We start from the raw sequence: 18816 nt of genomic DNA, 5'->3' as shown, positions 1-18816 counted from the left end.
AAATAATGGTGATATGTTATCGCATTTCGTCAGGTGCGTCCGCTCCCAAAAGCGTAAGGCCCGACTTCAAAACATTCGCGACAGCATTCACCAGCCCAAGTCTGGCAATGCTCAATTCTCGGTTTTTATCGTTAATAAAACGTAATTCCGGCTGGTCTTTGCCCTTGTTCCAGTGTCCATGGAAGGAACTGGCGAGATCGTAGAGGTAAAAAGCAAGCCGGTGCGGCTCGTGCGAAAGGGCCGCGGATTCGATCAGGCGCGGATATTCGGCAAGCTTCGCAACCAGCTGCAACTCATTGATATCGCTGATCAAAGCAACAGATGCCGCCATCTCTTCCGCAGAGGGAGAAAGCCCAGGAAACGCTTCCTGCGCCTGCCGGAAGATCGACATCGAGCGGGCATGCGCATATTGCACGTAAAAAACCGGATTATCCTTCGATTGTTCGGTCACTTTCGCGAAATCGAAGTCCAGCGGCTCGGAATTCTTCCGATAAAGCATCATGAATCGCACCGGATCGCGACCCACTTCGTCGACAACATCGCGCAGCGTGACGAAGTCGCCGGAGCGCTTCGACATCTTCACCGGCTCGCCATCACGGAACAGCTTGACGAGCTGGCACAGAAGAACCGTCAGCTTCGACTTTCCTTCCGATACGGCACGCGCAACGGCTTCCAGACGCTTCACATAACCGCCATGGTCGGCGCCGAGCACATAGATCATCTCGGAGAAACCACGGTCGAACTTGTTCTTGAAATAGGCGACGTCGGCGGCGAAATAGGTGTAGGAACCGTCCGATTTCATCAGCGCCCGGTCCATGTCGTCACCCACTTCCGTGGAACGGAACAGCGTCTGCTCGCGGTCTTCCCAGTCCTCAGGCAATTCACCCTTCGGCGGCGGCAGCGTGCCCTTGTAGACATGGCCCTTGAAGGTGAGATCGTTGATCGCCGAGAGAATAGGTCCGCCATTGCCCTCATGCAGCGTGCGCTCCGAGAAGAACACGTCGTGACGGACGTTGAGCAGCGCCAGATCCTCGCGGATCATCGCCATCATCGCGTCGATTGCCTTGTCCTTTACGATAGGCAGCCATTTTTCTTCCGGCATGGCGCGCAGCTTGATGCCATATTCATCCGCCAGCGCCTGGCCGACAGGAACGAGATAGTCACCGGGGTAAAGACCGGACGGAATGGTGCCGATATCTTCGCCGAGCGCCTCGCGGTAACGCAGGAACACGGAACGGGCCAGCACATCGATCTGCGAGCCGGCATCGTTGATGTAATATTCCTTGGTGACGCCGTAACCGGCAAAAGCAAGCAGGTTCGCCAGCGTGTCACCCACCACGGCACCACGGCAATGGCCGACATGCATCGGGCCGGTCGGATTGGCGGAGACATATTCGACATTGATCTTCTGGCCCGCGCCAATGGTGGAGCGGCCGAAATCGATGCCCTGCCCGATCATGTCGGCCAGCAGACGCTGCCAGTAACCGACGGAAACCTTGAGATTGATGAAACCGGGACCGGCGACATTGACGCTGTCGACATCGCTATCGGCCTGAAGGGCGGGCACGATGAGTTCGGCCAGCGCGCGCGGATTGGTGCCGAGCGGCTTCGCCAGCACCATGGCGGCATTGGTTGCGACGTCGCCGTGGCTCAGATCACGCGGGGATTCGACGGTAATTCGACTGAAATCGACCTTTTCGCGGTTCTCTTTCACGAGATCGAGGGTCTCGAGCGCGTTTTTGATCCTGGTATCGAAATCGGCAAAAATGTTCATCGTTCCAACCTGCGCGAAGGGCTTCTGTTTATGTCCGGCCATCATAACCGGGTCGGCTTCGCGATCGCCCGCTGCCCTATCGCAAATCGGGGGTGTGGTCAAACAGCCGCTGGTGGGCGCGCAGTGCATAACTGTCGGTCATGCCGGCCAGATAGTCGCCCACATGCCGGGCCTTGGCGGCCACGCTCATGCCGGAAATGCTGTCCACCCAGTAGTGGCTCTGCATTTCCGCCGGCGTTTCCATATAACGGTTAAAGAGATCGGTGACGATCTGCGTCGCGCCGGCGCGGATGCGCATGATTTCCGGATGCCGGTAGATATGGCCGAACAACAGCTTCTTGATCTGCCGGTCGGTCTCGGCCATCTCGGGCGAGAACGTCGCGACGGTGAAATCGGCGGCGCGAATATCGGCAGCGCTCTGCGGTTTCAGACGGGCAAGATTCTGCTGCGCGACCCCGATCACGTCCTCGACCATATGGGTGATCTGACGGCGCATGATCTCATTGGCGAAACGCTCCTTGTCGAGCACGGGATATTTTCCCCGTACCTCGGCCATCAGGCCGCTCAGGAACGGCACTTCCTCCAGCATCTCGAAGGTGAGATAACCGGCACGCAAGCCGTCATCGATATCGTGGGTATTATAGGCAATGTCGTCGGCAATCGCCGCCACCTGCGCCTCAAGGCTGGCATGGCTGCCGATCTCCAGATCCTGCAGCTCGCAATATTCGAGAATGGGCAGCGGAACCGGTCCCTTGATCCCCTCGCCCCTGGCGTTCACCAGTGGACCGTTGTGCTTGACGAGGCCCTCCAGCGTCTCCCATGTCAGGTTGATACCGTCATATTCGGCATAACGGCGCTCCAGCTTGGTAACGATGCGCAGCGACTGGGCGTTATGATCGAAGCCGCCATATGGCAGCAGCACCGCATCCAGCGCGTCTTCGCCGGTATGGCCGAAGGGCGTGTGGCCGAAGTCATGCACCAGCGCCACGCCCTCAGCCAGATCTTCATCGAGCTTCAGCGCGCGGGCGAGCGCTCGGGCGATCTGCGCCACTTCGATGGTGTGGGTGAGACGCGTGCGATAATGATCGCCGTCAGGGCTGATGAAGACCTGCGTCTTGTGCTTCAGGCGGCGAAAGGCCGTCGTATGAACGATGCGGTCGCGGTCGCGCTGGAATTCCGAGCGCGTCAGGCTTCCGGTTTCGGGAAAAAGACGCCCGCGCGTGGTCCATGGATCAGAGGCGAAAACCGCCCTCTCGCCGCTTCCGAAACCCAATGCGCGCTGGTCTATGATCATGCATCCACCTGTTGTCTTCTCCGGCCGGAACTTCCTTTTGGTCTCGGCCATTGACCTTTTCATTCACCCTTCATACCTATCGCAGAGGTCGGCGCAAAGCATCATCGCCGCGCGGACCGCCTTCAACAGGCTATAGACCGGTAATTTGACCGGTTTATAATAGTGACAACGAGATTATTGCTCTCCGGTTCTTGACCCCGGCAGGAGAAACGACATGGAAAACAGCGACATTACCCTTTCGGAAGCCGCAGCGAAGCGAATCGCCGAGATCGTCGCAGCGGATGCGGGCAAACAGGCGCTGCGCGTCTCGGTGGAAGGCGGCGGCTGCTCGGGCTTCTCCTACAAGTTCGATCTGGCCGAAGACCCCGCCGATGACGATATCGTGATCGCCCGCGGCGACGCCAGGGTGCTGATCGACAGCCTCTCGGTCGTCTATATGGCCGGCTCCGAAATCGACTTCGTCGACAATCTGCTTGGCCAGTCCTTCCAGATCAAGAACCCGAATGCGGTGGCAAGCTGCGGCTGTGGGACGAGCTTTTCGATCTGAGATATCTTTCCACCACATCCTCGTCACCACATTCCAAAAACGGTGGCAATCGTCTTTGCATCGGGTAAAAGTACCCTCACAAAAGGGAAACTCCGATGAAGATTGCCACCTGGAACATCAATGGCGTCAAGGCGCGTATCGAAAACCTCTGCCAGTGGCTGAAGGATTCATCGCCTGACATCGTCTGCCTTCAGGAAATCAAGTCGGTCGACGAGGGTTTTCCCCGGCTTGAGCTGGAAGCGCTCGGTTATCATGTCGAGACCCATGGCCAGAAGGGCTTCAACGGCGTCGCGCTGCTGTCGAAGGTCAGGCCGGACGAGGTCAATCGTGGCCTGCCGGGCGACGATACCGACGAACAGGCGCGTTTCATCGAGGGTGTGTTTTCCGTCGAAGGCGGCGCAATCCGTGTCTGCTCGCTTTACCTGCCGAACGGCAATCCGCCAGACGACCCGGTCAAATATCCCTACAAGCTCGCCTGGATGGAACGGCTGCGGCAATTTGCCGAAGACCGTCTGGCGCTTGAGGAACCGCTTGTTCTGGCGGGTGATTACAACGTCATTCCCGAACCCTTCGATTGTCACGACCCGCGCGTCTGGGAAGGCGACGCCCTGTTCCTGCCGCAGACACGCTCAGCGTTCCGCAGGCTGGAACATCTGGGCCTTACCGACGCCGCGCGCGCGACGACGGATGAGGCCGGACTTTATTCCTTCTGGGATTATCAGGCCGGCGCATGGCCGAAGAACAACGGCATCCGCATCGATCACCTGATGCTCTCGGCGGAAGCGGCCGACAGGCTGCAATCCGTCAGCATCGAAAAACATGTGCGGGCTTGGGAAAAACCGTCCGACCACGTGCCAGTCTGCGGTTATTTCGATTTCCAGCCGGTCGGCTGACCGGCTCGCGTCAGACCAGCGAAATCGCCTCGACCGGCGTCATCTCAATTGGAATCGTCGATCTGCATGTTCTGCGCCATCGCGATGGCCGCGCGGCGATCATTTTCGCCCGCCAGCGAAAAAGCCTGCTCCTGCAGGTTCTGGATCCACGTACAGTCTACCGCCGTGCATTTGTCCAGCGCCGCCGTCATGAAAGCCAGCCCCTGCGCCGTCTGGCCTTCCTGGAAGATCAGATTGCCGAAGATCGACATGGCGCCGGCGTGGCCGTGCTTGCGCGCCTGATTGAGCCACTTCTTGGCCTGCTGCACATCGGCCCGGCCGCCCTCGCCGGCCAGGATCATCTCCGCCAGCCGGAACTGCGCTTCGGCGACACCGAAGGTGGAAGCGACCTGAAAATAAAGCTGGCGAGCCTGTGAAAGGTCCATCTTCACCGGGCTGCCGGGAATGCCGTGCCGGTAATAATCAGCAAGGGAAAGAAGCGCGTTGACGAAAAAGCCGGTATCCTCGGAACCCGGCTCTACACCCTGACTGGCGATTTCGCTGTAAATCTTGAAAGCTTCGAAGTCGTTCTTGGCGACGCCATCGCCAAAGGCATACATATTGGCAAGCGCCCAGCGCGAGCCGGTATGGCCCTTTTCAGCCGCGTAGCGATAGGCCTCGACGGCTTCGCCCTTGTTGCCGTTCTTGTAGGCCTTGAAACCGAACTTGAACAGGTCGAAGGGGCCGGATTCCTTGGTCACGCCCGCATTAATGTCAAAAGCTGCGGCAGGCATTGCGAGCGACGCAAGCAACATGCCCATAAGGAGCGGCTTTAAAACGTTGGCTTCACATTTCAGCATTTCGGCGAACTTCTCTCACTCTTCCCGGCATATAGCCAATACTTGCGGAATACTGCAAAGCCGAACCCCGCCGGGTCGCGATTTTTCGAACACACTGCGTCTTTCCGGCAGCACTTTCCAGCGCACCGCCGGTGGTCTTTCGTGGTAATTGCCCAAGTTTTTCAGTGAAACAGATATAGGCATAATTTCCGGCAATATAACGGCGTCTTACCGTCTGCCGGTCAGCGTCAAACAAGAAAGCCGGACGAAATTCCCGTATTACTTGCTTAAACCCTGAATCCAAACCTGTTTTCACTTTCTGCAATTCCAGAGATCCACATCAAACGCCTGCATGTTCTTTCATTCCCGTGCCCATAAACATAAGCCAAGCACCCTGTTTGTGGCGGGAAATGGACAGATATGCTCACATTCCAACGCGGCCCCACGCTTGCAGAAAAGTGTTGCCAAATCGTCACAAAACTTTCGGCCTGGAAAATTTTATGGAGCAGGAATCACAGTCGGGCATGAAAAAAGGCCCGGTTGGTAAACCGGGCCTTTATTTTAGCATCAGCGGAAGAATGAGGTCAGAACTTGACCTTGACGCCGGTGGAGATCGCCGCCACGAGATCGCTGCCGAAGCTGTAGCCAGCCTCATCACCGCAGGTCGCCGTGCCGGCCGAGCTGCAACGGCCGCCATTGATGGAAGATTCACCCGAGGTGAGCAGGCCGAGAGCGCCGGCAATCTTGAACTCGAGGTTCGGGGTGGGCGAATAGACGACCTGGGTGCCGATCATCCAGGTATCGGTCTGCGTGCCGATCACCGTCGAAGTACCACGATCCCAGGTAAGGCTGACGGCACCGCTCCACTGATCGTTGAACTTGTGGCCGATACCACCGGTAACCGTCCAGCCGTCACGATAATAAAGATCGAGCGTGGTGAGCGAGGTGACACCCGCAATACAGGACGGAACACCGACCTGGCAGAAAGGCACGACCTGAATCTGGCTCCAGTCCGTCCACTTCACCGAACCGAAAGCAAGCCAGTCCGGCGCAATGCCCGACTGTACCTTCAGTTCCAGGCTGTCCGGCATGGAGACCGAACCGTAAACCGGGGTGACCTTGCCGCCGTAGGCGATAAGGGCCGGGCTGCCTGCAGCCGGAAGGCCCCTGAGGTCGACAGTACCGTTCAGATCGTGATCGACGGCGCTGTTATAGACAAGGCTGGTGCGGAAAGCGATTTCGGGAATCTCGTATGCGATACCCGCGCGCCATCCCCAGCCGTCGCCTTCCATGTCCAGCTTGCCGACGCCGGAATAAAGCGAAGGATAAGCCGGGCCGAGCGCTGTCGGGGAAACGACCTGACGATATTTATAACCGCTGATCTCCTGATAGAAGCCACCGCCGATGATCGAGAAGTCACCCTTGCCGAGATCGAACTTTACGCGGCAGGTGGTAGCGTAGTTATGCGACTTCACCTTGGTTTCGATGTTGTAGCTCGATCCCTGCCAGATGCCGGGGTTAAGGTCCGCCCCCCACGGCTGCGAATAATCGAACATGCAATCACCGAAATCGCCGATCGCGGCCTTCGCGCCAACGCGTGTCGACCAGTAGTTCTCGGAATCATCGGCAGTCGTAGACCAGGATGCAGGCAGCGGACCGCCGCTCTTCAGCGGATTGTCCCGCGCGTTCTCAACCTTACGCTGCGGCGCGACGAAAGTAGCCGAACTGTCGAGAACGTAGTCGGACGGATCGAACAGCAGATCGATATTGTAACCGCCACGCTCGAGGCCGCCGGCCAGTGAAGGCGTGACCGCCGCGATGCTGACAGCGAGACATACCGCGCCGCGAAAAATTGCAGTTTTTGCCATCTCTCTCCCCAATCAAGGCAATGTGATCAAGGATAGAGTGAAGTGCTAAAGGCTAAATGACAATCTGCCGCAGGCTGCGGCTGCCGCACGAATGCGGCAATTTTTTTACGTAAGAATTTTATGTCTACCCTCTTAAATAATCATTTTAGGCTATTTTTCTAATCCCTTCGAAAAAATTGATACAAAACGAAACAAATTCCCAACACAAAATGGAAATGTCGCCAAATAACCACAGTGGTACTTTCCCGAAGAAACCCGCTTATGAGGCCGTTTTTATTGGTTTTTTCGGCTTTTCAGCGCTGTCCGGGCAAGCAGCCGCGATGAAATAATCCCACTCCGGCGCAGGAATGATTCGGCGCTGCAACGCAGCAATGAAACGAAATCAAACGTGACAAAAGGCAAAAAAACGCCCCGCATTTGAGGGGCGTTTCGGTGTTTTGACGAGACCGGGCGTTATCCCGCTTCGTTCACCCGCTGCATGGCGGTTCTGAGGCTCGTCAGTTGAACCTCCAGTTCGGCCTTGCGCTCGCGCTCGGCGGCCACAACCTCAGGATCGGCATTGGCCACGAACTTTTCGTTCGACAGCTTCTTGTCAATGCGTTCCATTTCCGCATCCACCTTGCCGATCGCCTTTTCGAGACGGGCCTTTTCCGCCGCAAGGTCGACGAGATTGCCGAGCGGCAGGCAGATGGTGGCTTCACCGACGATGATCTGGGCCGAACCCTTCGGCGCGACTTCGCCCGCACGGATTTCGTCGGCCCGCGCCAGACGCCGGATGGCGGCGGCGTGGCGGTCGAGCCGCGCTTCGGTGGAGGTGTTGGCGCCAACGACCACCAGCGAGGCAGTCGCGCCCGGCGGCACATTCATCTCGGCGCGTGTCGAGCGGATGCCGGAAACGAGATCGATCAGCCAGTTGATTTCCGCAGCCGCCGCATCGTCGCGGAACTCCGGCGCCGGCCAGTCGGTGAGGCAGAGCAGATCGTCCCGCTCCTCGCCCTCGCCGGCCGTATGCGCCCACAGTTCTTCCGTCATGAAAGGCATGAAGGGATGCAGCAGCTTGTAGATTTCGTCCAGAACATAGGCCGCGCAGGCCTGCGATTCCGTCTTCGCCTTTTCGTCTTCGCCGCCGAAGACAGGCTTCAGCAGTTCCAGATACCAGTCGCAGAACTGGTTCCAGACGAAACGGTAGAGAATGCCGGACGCATCGTTGAAACGGAAATTCTCGAGAGCCGCCGTCACATCGCGCGCGGTATTGGCAAGTTCGGTCAGGATCCAGCGGTTGATCGTCAGCGACGCGGTTTCCGGCAGGAAGTGCGGATCGCGCTTCACGCCGTTCATTTCGGCAAAGCGCGTGGCGTTCCACAGCTTGGTGCCGAAGTTGCGATAACCGGCAATACGCGCGGGGTCGAGCTTCACGTCGCGCCCCTGCGCCGCCATGATGGCGAGCGTGAAGCGCAGCGCATCCGCGCCATATTCGTCGATCAGTTCCAGGGGATCGATGACGTTGCCCTTGGACTTCGACATCTTCTGGCCGTTCTTGTCGCGAACCAGCGCGTGAATATAGACCGTGCTGAAAGGTTCGACCGGATTGCCGGCATCGTCCTTCATGAAATGCAGGCCCATCTGCATCATCCGAACCACCCAGAACGGAATGATGTCGAAGCCCGTGACCAGCACATTGGTCGGGTAATAGCGCGCCAGCTCCGGCGTCTGCTCGGGCCAGCCGAGCGTCGAGAACGGCCAGAGCGCCGACGAGAACCATGTGTCGAGCACATCTTCGTCGCGCGTCAGGATTTCGCCCGGCGCAAAGTTTTCGAGCTTCTCCTCGACCCAGGCCTTCCACGGGCCTTCATGGGCGATATAGTGCTGGATGGCCGCCTGCAGCGCCTCTTCTTCGGTCTTTTCGACGAAGACCTGACCATCCGGACCATACCATGCCGGAATCTGGTGGCCCCACCACAATTGCCGCGAGATACACCAGGGCTGGATGTTCTCCATCCACTGGAAGTAAGTGTTTTCCCAGTTCTTCGGCACGAAGTTGGTGCGGCCTTCGCGCACCGAGGCAATGGCCGGCTGGGCCAGTGTCTTGTTGTCCACCCACCACTGGTCGGTCAGGCGCGGCTCGATCGGCACGCCGCCACGGTCGCCATGCGGCACCACATGCTTGTGCGGCTCGATCCTGTCGAGCAGGCCGGCTTCCTCGAAGATTTCGACGATGACCTTGCGGGCGAAGAAGCGATCCTGCCCTTCCAGACGATCCCATGCGCCATGCAGGGCGGCGGGATGATCGAGGCCTTCGAGAAAATCCTCGTTCTCCTTGATGGAGATGGTGCCGTCGATATTCATGACGTTGATGGCGCGCAGGCCACAGCGCTTGCCGACTTCGAAATCGTTGAAGTCATGCGCAGGCGTGATCTTCACGGCGCCCGTGCCGGCTGTCGGATCGGCATAGTCGTCAGCGACGATCGGAATCCTGCGGCCGACGATCGGCAGGATGACGTGCTTGCCGACAATGCCCTTGTAACGCTCGTCTTCCGGGTTCACCGCAACGCCGGTATCACCGAGCATGGTTTCCGGGCGCGTCGTGGCAACGACGATATAATCGCGCGTTTCGAACTCGGTGGGTTTGCCCTCCTCGTCGAAGGCAACCGGATATTGATAGGTGACGCCCTTTTCCAGCGGATAACGCAGGTGCCACAGATTGCCCTTCATCTCGATCTGCTCGACCTCCATGTCGGAAATCGCGGTGAGCAGTTTCGGGTCCCAGTTGACGAGGCGCTTGTCCTTGTAGATCAGGCCCTGCTTGTAGAGCGTGACGAAGACCTCCAGAACGGCTTCGGACAGGCCCTCGTCCATGGTGAAGCGCTCGCGCGACCAGTCGCAGGATGCGCCAAGGCGTTTCAGCTGGTTGAAGATCAGGCCGCCGGATTCGGCTTTCCACTCCCAGATCTTCTCCACGAAAGCTTCGCGACCCATGTCGCGGCGGCCCGGAAGCTGCTGTTCCATCAGCTTGCGCTCGACCACCATCTGGGTGGCGATACCCGCATGATCCATGCCCGGCTGCCACAGCACATCCTTGCCGCGCATGCGCTCGAAACGGACCAATATATCCTGCAGCGTGTTGTTGAGCGCGTGGCCCATATGCAGGGAGCCCGTCACATTCGGCGGCGGGATGACGATGGTGAAGGTTTCCGCGCCCGGCTTGGCGTTGGCGCCGGCACGAAACGCATTCGCCTCGTCCCAGGCTTTGGCGATCTTCGGTTCGACGGTTGCGGAATCGTAGGTCTTTTCGAGCATTTCCTGACCTGAATTTTAGAGTTCTTGTGTGGATTTTTTAAATAAGGATGGACGGTCGAGAGTCAACAGAAACCGAGCCGCGAGCCGCCATTGAGCAGCCCCAAGGATGACTATGCCCCCATAACACCTTCATCTTCAACAAAAAAGCCGCCCCGATGCCGGAGCGGCTCCTGTTTCCTGACCCGCGACGCATTTGCGCCGGGCGGCCGGACGATCTCAGCGACGCGAACCGCGCGCCACGCGCTCGATTTCTTCACGCACGAGGCGTTCCACCAGGGTCGGCAGATTGTCTTCCAGCCAGTCCTGCAGCATGGGACGCAGCATCTCGGCGGCCATGTCCTCGATGGAACGACGCTCGACGCCGTCAAAAACCTCCGCCAGTTCGCTGAAGGAACGCGCGATCTGCGCACCGGCCTCGGCGGAAATGAGATTGAGCGACAGACCGCCATGGGCTTCACGCCCGGCCTCAACCTGCGGCTCGGCCAGTTCGAATTCTGGCGCCTCGTCGGCGGGCTGGTGCACTTCGATTTCAAAATGCTCTCTGGCAACCGGCGCCTCGATGGCGCCGCGTAGCGCAAGCTGATCAAAACGGCCTTCGGCAAAGGACGTATTTTCGATGGCCGCCGCCGCGGCGTGATCCTCGGTGGCGAAAGGCGCTGCCTTTTCACTGGCACTGGCACTGGCAGCGGCCGCGGCCATCAGCGGCCGCACATCCGTCGGACGCTGCGGCGCGGGACGTTCAGCCTGCACCACGTCGAGAGAAGGGGCGGCAGGCGCCGCTTTCACAGCTTCCGTCGCGCCGCGCTGCGCCTGCGCGGCAAATGCCTGCGGCCCCATGGCGGCATTGCGATCGGCGGCAGCGCGCACGCGCGCCGCGACATCGGCCAGAGACATGGTCTTTTCGGTGGAGATTTCCTGCTGTTCAGCCATCTGCTTTTCGGAAGCCGGCGAAAAATCCTGCGCTGGCCGTGCGCCAAAAGCCTGATTTGCGGCGGGGGGAACGCGGGCCGGCGGGCTGACGGGCTCCGTCACAAAGGCCGCCTCGCCTGCGGCATCGTCTTCATCGTCATAGACCGGCGGCAACTGTCCGGAAAACGCACCGGCAGGTCCCGGCTCGTTGCTTTCGATGATCCGGCGTATCGACGCCAGAATCTCTTCCATGGACGGTTCACGCGCTACGCTTGGCTGAGCCATATCAATCCCCGGTTTCCACTCTTGAGCATTCCAGCCGCACCATTCGGGTGCCGGACAGGACGCTTCGCACCTGTTCAATTCCTGCATCGCGCGAACGGCAGCCGGACCGGCTGCCATGCCGATGCTCTGAAACAGGTTGGAACAAAACCGCCGGGCGTTTTTGCCGTCCCTGTTGCAGGGTCATGCGGGGCAGAAATACGCACACCCCGAATCACCCTTAGTCTAGGGTAGCATAGCCCGGAACTAAATCACTGATTCGACAAGTTTCGCGGTGATGCACAGCTTTGTGAGAAGGCTGCTCGGGACCCACCATGGAACGGGGCCGCGCCCTGCCCCAAAAAACAAACGCCGGGGTGAAAGGTCCACCCCGGCGCCACGAACAGGATGATCGTTGCCGATCAGAAAACGAACTCGGCCGCCTTGGCGAAACCGGGCAGAGGCTTGACCGACGCGTTGAAAGAGCTTGCGGCCGAGGTGCTGTTGCCATCGCGTCGATAGACGGTGGCCTTGGCGGCATTGCCATATCCGACAACGACGACCAGACGTCCGCCGTCGCGCAGTTGATCGGTCAGCGCCGCCGGCACTTCCTCGACGGAACCGTTGACGAAAACCAGATCATAGGGAGCTTCGCCCGCATAACCCTTTTCGAGATCGCCGGTGACGACGGCAACATTGTCATATCCGAGCGAAGCCAGCGTCTCCGTGGCCTGCGCCGCCAGCGCCTCGTCGCATTCGAGCGAAACGACCGAACCGGCAAGCTGCGAAAGAATGGCGGCCGCATAACCGGCACCGCCGCCGACTTCCAGCACCACGTCTTCCTTGGATATGGCGGCAAGCTGCAGCAGCTTCGCCAGCGGCGAAGCCTTCATGACGTAACGGGCCGGGCGGCCGTCGCGGGCGGGACAGATCTGCAGATCCTCGTCCACATAGGCAATCTGCCGCACGCCTGCCGGCACGAAAGCCTCACGCGGCACGCTCAAAAACGCCTTCAGCACCGAATGCGAGGTCACGTCGGTCGTGCGCAGCTGGCTGTCGACCATATTGGCGCGCGCGGTTTCGAAATCCATCATATCGTTATCGCCTCAATTTCGCGGATGCCGGTCGGGAAGCCTCGGCTCCAAAAGCTCAAAACGGCGCAGGTCTCCCTCGCCTTTGGATAATCTCATAATTGCCAAGGCGCACGCTTTCAAGCGCGGTAAGCGGGATGTGCGGGAAAAAGCGAAACCACGGGGATTTTCACAACGCAAAGAACGGCAAATCGCCGCAAAACGAGACCGCTTTGCCCGAAAAACATCGATGTCGGTGAAAATTTGGAGGCCTCGCCCGGAATTGAACCGGGGTACAAGGATTTGCAGTCCTCTGCGTCACCACTCCGCCACGAGGCCTCACACGCTCTTCAATTCAAGCGATGGCGGGCATTTAGAACGAATCCATTTTGGGCGCAAGAGGGTTCGTCCCGAATGTGATGTTTTTTCGAACCGGATGGGCGCAACTCCATCGCCAACCATCTAAACGCTTAAGATTGCGTGGTTTTTTGTATCTTACTCATATTTCAGAAGAAACAATGCCCGCATTCCGCACATTTGCGGCGATGCGGGCATTGCTTCATTTTCCTGAGCGATCAATCAGATGCGCCCGAGCAGAACCAGAATAAGCACGATGACCAGAACCAGTCCCAAGCCGCCCGACGGGCCATAACCGTAATTATGATAACCCCAGCTCGGCAGCGCGCCGATCAAAAACAGGATGAGCAGAATGACGAGGATGGTGCCGAGCATGTGTAATCCTCCACTATTGGCATATGTCCTGCCTGATTCAATGATGCAGTCTGACAAAAGTTCCCTTCCGCACCCTTCTCCGCGACATGTCCTGCGGAATGCACCCAAGCCGTTTCAACGGGTTAGGCCATTCTCGATCACCGGGATGGTGGATCGCGCTCCCGCCGGCCGCCGCGCCTGAAATAATTTGCCGGATAAAAAGCTCCGACCCCGGTTGGCGGGCCGCGGCAGCGAATTATTCGAGGTGATTTCTCGGCCTATGTCGATTGGCCGTTGTCCGTCATAGTAAGGACAAGTCCCCCGTACCCTGAAACTGGCGGGAGACGGAGAGATCTGGCATCACTGGCAGTGCGCCAGATCTCTCCCGCCCCCTCCCACAGCCCCAGATTCTCCCCTGCAGGCACACGGATATTTTACCGGTGGTGATATCCGCATCTCTTGCCTTGCCGGTTTCAGTCCGGCTAGACCCCGGACAGGGAGGGAGAAACGAGAATCATATGTCCGGTTTTGCGAACCTCATCCCGCTTTTCATCTTCGGCCTCCTCGTCTACGCTTTCTTCCGCTGGGTCGCGCGCGACATTCAGAATCCGAAGGGCAAGTGACCGGGACAAATTACCCCTGGTCTTGCTGCCTGTCGGGAACCGCTGCGCCTCCATATCGTTTTCGCAGACGCACTTCGGAGGACAGGATGAAAACGCTCCTAACATCGGCCATCATCGCACTCGCACTTGCGGGATGCACCACCGTCGGGCCCGGCCCCTATGTCGGACCGGCGCCTTATGTCGAACCGATTCCCGGCAGCATCACCTACAGAGGCCAGCCGCGCACCAAGCTGACGAAATCACCGATCGGCAGCACGTTCAGCCACGAATTCCGTATCGACGGCAGCACGAGGGCGGTCGAGACCTACCGCATCGCGCCCGACCGCTCGCTGGAACTCATCGACCGGCGCATCATCCGCGACTGGCTGTTCGGACGCGACGACTGACCGCACCGTTCGCGGGATTGCGCATTCACGCCGCTTCGTTTAGAGCCGGGCACGGTAACCAATACGGATAGGCGATGAACACGCGCTGGCAAAAACCCGTCCTGATCGCGTTTGAAACGCCGGGCGACTATACGAGCATCGAAACCACGCAGGCGGCCTCCTGGGCGCTGATTGAGGACTGGCCGGTTGAAGATGGCGAGGCGCTGGACAAGGCGCTGCTGATCTGCGCCGCCGTCGATGCCGGCCGCAAGAAACCGGAGGATGCGCGCAGGGCCTTCATCGCCGCCGCCATCGAGGCGGGCCTCGACATCAAGGCCTGACGGCCACCGGTCCGCCTGCCGCAGGAAGACGAGACGTGCCCTGCGGCGGCGCAAGATCAAGAAAATGGCTCAATGGGTCAAAACAGATGGAAGCTGCCGGAAACATGAAAAAAGCCCTGTTCATTTTTCTTCTCTCCTGCCTGGCGATAGGCCTTCTCGGCCATCTCGTCGTCGCCTTCGTTGTCACCGGCTGACATGCATGAGTGACCTTCGCCCGGCGGCGGAATGTCAGGGCATTAAAAATCTCTAAATTTCATTCTTCTGTTATGGAACCGCAATAGGCTCTGTCCGTTCTCTTTCCGCTCGACACAAGGAGGATTGGAATGCGTGACGGACTGAACGGTTTTCTCGAAATCTCGATGCTCGGCTTCGTGGTCGCAAGTTGCCTTTTCATGGTCAACCTGCCGATCTGAACCGCCTGGAAATCCCGTCCCCCACGGCTCCGACAATCTGACGCTGTCAGAACAGGAAAATGCGGCCTTTCAGGCCGCATTTATTTTTCAGCAAGGTTCAGTTCAGGCCGAAAGCTTGGCGGCGAGTTTCGCCACATGCGCGCCCTGGAAGCGTGCGCCTTCCAGTTCGATTTCGGACGGCTGGCGGGAACCGTCGCCATCGGTGATGGTGGAAGCGCCATAGGGCGAGCCGCCCTTGATCTCATCGACACCCATCTGGCCCTGAAAGGCATAGGGCAGACCGACAACGGCCATGCCATGGTGCAGGAAGGTGGGGATGAAGCCGAGAATGGTCGATTCCTGACCGCCATGCTGGGTGGCGGACGAGGTGAAGGCCGAACCGACCTTGCCGACCAGCTTGCCGCTGAACCACAGGCCGCCGGTCTGATCCCAGAAATTGCGCATCTGCGAGGCGACCGTGCCGAAGCGCGTGCCGGCGCCGACGATGATGGCGTCGTATTCGGCAAGCTCATCCACCGTTGCCACCGGAGCCGGCTGGTCCAGCTTGAAATGGGAGGACTTGGCGACCGCTTCCGGAACGAGTTCGGGAACACGCTTGACCACGGCTTCCGCGCCGGTGGACTTCACGCCTTCGGCAACCGCATAGGCCATTTTCTCGATATGGCCGTAGGAGGAGTAATAAAGTACCAGAACCTTCGTCATTCTCTTCGTTTCCTTTGCTGGAACTGTTTCCGGCGTGCCGGCCAGAAGCTTCTTCAAAAACTCGATGATCATCGGCGTTTACCCGTCAAATCCGTGTGAAGAAAAGGTAGCGGACAGACCGTGATCCCGCCAGCCGGGGATTGGCATACGCACTGTTCACGATGAGTGAACGGAAAACCGGAACGTCAACCATTTACAAAAAGACATTTTTTCAAAACCGCTTTGCATTCCCCGGGAGCGGGGCTAACGTCTGACAAAACAGATGACGAGTGCACCCATGTCCAACCCCTCCTCCACTTCTTCCGTTGTCACCGCCGCCATGCTCGCCATCGGCGACGAACTGCTGTCGGGCCGCACCAAGGACAAGAATATCGGGCATCTCGCGGATGTGCTCACCATGTCCGGCATTGATCTCAAGGAAGTGCGCATTGTCGCCGACGAGGAGGAATCGATCGTCGAGGCGCTGAATGCGCTGCGAAGCCGCTATGATTATGTCTTCACCTCGGGCGGCATCGGCCCGACCCATGACGATATCACAGCGGATGCGGTATCGGCGGCGTTCGGCCTGCCCTGCGAACACGATGCCGAGGCGCTGCGCCTGCTTGGCGACATGTACCGTGTGCGGGAGATGGAGTTCACCGAGGCGCGCAAGCGCATGGCGCGCATGCCGAGAGGCGCAGCGCATATCGCCAACCCCGTTTCCGTCGCTCCCGGCTTCGTCATCGGCAATGTCTATGTCATGGCCGGCGTGCCGCAGGTGTTCCAGGCGATGCTCGACAATGTCATGCCGACCCTGCGCACCGGCGCGAAGGTCATGTCGCAGGCGGTGCGCTCGCCCTATGGCGAAGGCGATATCGGCACGCCGCTGACGGCCATCCAGAAGGCCCATCCCGAAACCAGCATCGGCTCCTATCCGAAATATGACGGGCAGCGCTTTTCGACCGAGATCGTCGTGCGCGCCCGTGATGCCAGCGTGCTGAAGGCGGCGACCGAGGCGGTTGCCGCCATGATCGAAACCATCGGCCAGGAAAAAAGGCTGGCGGCCGGCAAGGGCGATGCGACCGCCTGAAACGGAACCGGCCTGCGACGAGAAGGTTTGACCAAAATCAAGGTGGCCATCGGCAAAGACGGCCACTCTCCCCCTAGAAACGACATGTCACCGAGGAGAGAGAAATGGGTTACAAAACGATACTGGCAGTGGTCGACAATGTTGCGAACACGCAGAAGCTCGGCGAATTCGTGGTAAGCCTTGCCGATCAGTTTTCCTCGCATGTGATCGGCCTGCATATGGAAACGCTGGCCGCCGTTCCGCTTGTCGCGCCGATGGAAATTCCCGATCCCGCCACCGTGCAGGCGCTGCAGGACGTGGCGCACAAGGAAACCACCGATGTCGGAACGCTTTTTGAACGCACGCTGTCCGCCAACGGCGTCTCGCATGAATGGCGCAGCTTCGTCACATCGGTCGGTTACGCCTCCGCATCCGCGATCGACAGCGCCCGCTGCGCCGATTTGATCGTCGCCCGCCAGAGCAGTTCCTCCGCACTGTCCGACAGCCGTTCGGATATTGACGGTTTCCTTTATGAAAGCGGCCGCCCCGTTCTCCTCGTACCGCATGTGCTGACGGTGGCCAAACCGATCAAGCGCGTCCTGATCGCCTGGAACGGCTCGCGCGAGGCGACCCGCGCCACCTTTGATGCCCTGCCCTTTCTCAAGGCGGCCGACAGCGTCGAGATCTTCTCCGTCGATCAAGCCGAAAGCGAAACGCAGTCTTCGGGCCTTGCCGGCACGGAACTGGCCGCCACGCTCGCCCGCCACGGCGTCAACGTCACCGTGACCTCACAGGAAAAGATCGCCGGCGTCTCGCCGCAGGCGGCAATCGAAAACCGGCTGTCCGATAACAGCATCGATCTTCTGGTCATGGGCGCTTACGGCCATTCCCGCTGGTGGGAGCTGCTGTTCGGCGGCGTCACCCGCACGCTGCTCGATTCCATGACGGCGATGACGCTTTTGTCGCGTTGAATGTGGATGCGGCGTAAACAGCGCCGCAAGCCCCGCCATCTCGCTTGAAACGAGCGTCTGCCGCTTGTCTCTTCTCCCCCGCCGGGGAGAAGTCCGCGGCAGCGGGATGAGGGGCAAGGGTAGAGATATTCGGCGACGTTGCCCCCTCATCCGGCCCTTCGGGCCACCTTCTCCCCGGCAGGGAGAAGAAACAGGCGGCAATCTCTCGGCCCCACCATAATAACAGTCCTGCGCGGAAAGCTTGCCTTTTTGCCGGACTTGCGGCTATTAGCCAAAGCCATCGACAATTTTGACCAGATGGTAGACGACATGTCCCTTCCCGATAAAGCCTTTCCCGTCTCCTGGGACCAGTTCCACCGCGATGCCCGCGCTCTTGCCTGGCGTCTTGCCGGTCTCGACAAAGAGTTCCGGGCAATCGTCTGTATCACCCGCGGCGGCCTCGTGCCGGCGGCGATCATTTCCCGCGAGCTGAACATCCGCCTGATCGACACCGTCTGCATCGCCACCCGCCATGACTACGTCAATCAGGGCGACACGGTTCTGCTGAAGGGCGTCGCCCCGGAGCTGGCGGCAGATGGCGGCGAAGGCGTGCTCGTCCTCGACGACCTGACCGATACCGGCAAGACGGCGCTGGAAGTGCGCGAAATGTTGCCGAGAGCCCATTTCGCCTGTGTCTACGCCAAGCCGAAGGGCGTGCCGACCATCGACACCTTCGTCACCGAAGTCAGCCAGGACACCTGGATCTATTTCCCCTGGGATATGGGCTTCACCTATCAGGAGCCGATCGCCAAGGGATCGCGCGGCTGATCGCCCCTCGTCCTTAAAAACAAGAGCTGCAAAAGCCGTCCCTCCGGGGCGGCTTTTTGTTTGAAAACGCCATTCTGGCGACAGCGGAAAAACACGGAAAAACC

General features: G+C 59.3%; 17 protein-coding genes and 1 tRNA gene. 7 read left to right on the top strand and 11 right to left on the bottom strand.

The window, feature by feature from the left end; translation table 11 throughout:
• Positions 1-16: 16 nt before the first annotated feature.
• Positions 17-1774: an arginine--tRNA ligase gene (gene argS, locus JZX88_RS04960; RefSeq protein ID WP_142859300.1), complete on the bottom strand. Its 1758-nt coding sequence runs from the start codon at positions 1772-1774 to the stop codon at positions 17-19.
• Between the two features lie 76 nt (positions 1775-1850).
• Complete coding sequence (locus JZX88_RS04955; protein WP_206912771.1) at positions 1851-3068, bottom strand: deoxyguanosinetriphosphate triphosphohydrolase; 1218 nt, start codon at positions 3066-3068, stop codon at positions 1851-1853.
• A 214-nt stretch (positions 3069-3282) separates the two neighbouring features.
• Between JZX88_RS04955 and erpA the strand changes: the two genes are divergently transcribed.
• Together erpA and xth are read left to right on the top strand one after the other, a co-directional pair.
• Positions 3283-3615, top strand: a complete 333-nt coding sequence (gene erpA / locus JZX88_RS04950) for an iron-sulfur cluster insertion protein ErpA (protein WP_065115845.1) — start codon at positions 3283-3285, stop codon at positions 3613-3615.
• A gap of 95 nt (positions 3616-3710) precedes the next feature.
• Positions 3711-4508, top strand: coding sequence for an exodeoxyribonuclease III (xth, locus tag JZX88_RS04945; protein WP_110757067.1), 798 nt, complete (start codon positions 3711-3713; stop codon positions 4506-4508).
• A gap of 44 nt (positions 4509-4552) precedes the next feature.
• Here the strand turns inward: xth and exoR are convergent, their stop codons facing one another.
• The 8 genes from exoR to JZX88_RS04905 all read right to left on the bottom strand — a co-directional run bounded on the left by exoR (position 4553) and on the right by JZX88_RS04905 (position 13463).
• Positions 4553-5347, bottom strand: coding sequence for an exopolysaccharide production regulator ExoR (gene exoR, locus JZX88_RS04940; RefSeq protein ID WP_065115847.1), 795 nt, complete (start codon positions 5345-5347; stop codon positions 4553-4555).
• Positions 5334-5642: a hypothetical protein gene (locus JZX88_RS04935; protein ID WP_286172167.1), complete on the bottom strand. Its 309-nt coding sequence runs from the start codon at positions 5640-5642 to the stop codon at positions 5334-5336. Before JZX88_RS04935 ends, exoR begins: the two co-directional genes overlap by 14 nt.
• A gap of 268 nt (positions 5643-5910) precedes the next feature.
• Positions 5911-7194, bottom strand: a complete 1284-nt coding sequence (locus tag JZX88_RS04930) for an outer membrane protein transport protein (protein ID WP_110757065.1) — start codon at positions 7192-7194, stop codon at positions 5911-5913.
• Positions 7195-7647: 453 nt separating this feature from the next.
• On the bottom strand, positions 7648-10491 hold the full coding sequence (locus tag JZX88_RS04925; protein WP_206912769.1) for a valine--tRNA ligase: 2844 nt from the start codon (positions 10489-10491) through the stop codon (positions 7648-7650).
• Positions 10492-10707: 216 nt separating this feature from the next.
• Positions 10708-11685 (bottom strand): PopZ family protein, encoded by a 978-nt coding sequence (gene popZ, locus JZX88_RS04920; protein ID WP_206912766.1) that lies wholly within the window; start codon positions 11683-11685, stop codon positions 10708-10710.
• A 398-nt stretch (positions 11686-12083) separates the two neighbouring features.
• Entirely contained in the window at positions 12084-12755 is a 672-nt protein-coding gene (locus JZX88_RS04915) for a protein-L-isoaspartate O-methyltransferase (RefSeq protein WP_065115851.1), read from the bottom strand.
• A 241-nt stretch (positions 12756-12996) separates the two neighbouring features.
• Positions 12997-13070 (bottom strand) — tRNA-Cys (locus JZX88_RS04910).
• Between the two features lie 240 nt (positions 13071-13310).
• A complete protein-coding gene (locus JZX88_RS04905) occupies positions 13311-13463 on the bottom strand; it encodes a DUF3309 family protein (protein ID WP_003495626.1) in 153 nt (50 codons plus the stop codon).
• Between the two features lie 688 nt (positions 13464-14151).
• Here JZX88_RS04905 and JZX88_RS04900 point away from each other — a divergent pair.
• Together JZX88_RS04900 and JZX88_RS04895 are read left to right on the top strand one after the other, a co-directional pair.
• Positions 14152-14451, top strand: a complete 300-nt coding sequence (locus tag JZX88_RS04900) for a hypothetical protein (RefSeq protein ID WP_065115852.1) — start codon at positions 14152-14154, stop codon at positions 14449-14451.
• 74 nt (positions 14452-14525) lie between these two features.
• The gene (locus JZX88_RS04895; RefSeq protein WP_065115853.1) at positions 14526-14771 is read left to right on the top strand and encodes a DUF982 domain-containing protein; all 246 of its coding nucleotides are present in this window, start codon (positions 14526-14528) and stop codon (positions 14769-14771) included.
• Positions 14772-15286: 515 nt separating this feature from the next.
• Here the strand turns inward: JZX88_RS04895 and wrbA are convergent.
• The gene (gene wrbA / locus JZX88_RS04890) at positions 15287-15886 is read right to left on the bottom strand and encodes an NAD(P)H:quinone oxidoreductase type IV (RefSeq protein WP_065116228.1); all 600 of its coding nucleotides are present in this window, start codon (positions 15884-15886) and stop codon (positions 15287-15289) included.
• A 277-nt stretch (positions 15887-16163) separates the two neighbouring features.
• Between wrbA and JZX88_RS04885 the strand changes: the two genes are divergently transcribed.
• From JZX88_RS04885 to gpt, 3 genes are all read left to right on the top strand, one after another.
• Positions 16164-16955 (top strand): competence/damage-inducible protein A, encoded by a 792-nt coding sequence (locus JZX88_RS04885; RefSeq protein ID WP_065115854.1) that lies wholly within the window; start codon positions 16164-16166, stop codon positions 16953-16955.
• 104 nt (positions 16956-17059) lie between these two features.
• Entirely contained in the window at positions 17060-17905 is an 846-nt protein-coding gene (locus JZX88_RS04880; protein WP_065115855.1) for a universal stress protein, read from the top strand.
• Positions 17906-18214: 309 nt separating this feature from the next.
• On the top strand, positions 18215-18712 hold the full coding sequence (gpt, locus tag JZX88_RS04875) for a xanthine phosphoribosyltransferase (protein WP_065116229.1): 498 nt from the start codon (positions 18215-18217) through the stop codon (positions 18710-18712).
• The last annotated feature ends 104 nt before the right edge of the window (positions 18713-18816 follow it).

The sequence above is a fragment of the Agrobacterium sp. OT33 genome (assembly GCF_017313365.1).
GTDB classification, from domain to species: domain Bacteria; phylum Pseudomonadota; class Alphaproteobacteria; order Rhizobiales; family Rhizobiaceae; genus Agrobacterium; species Agrobacterium rhizogenes_A.
This window is presented reverse-complemented; position numbering and strand designations above follow the sequence as displayed.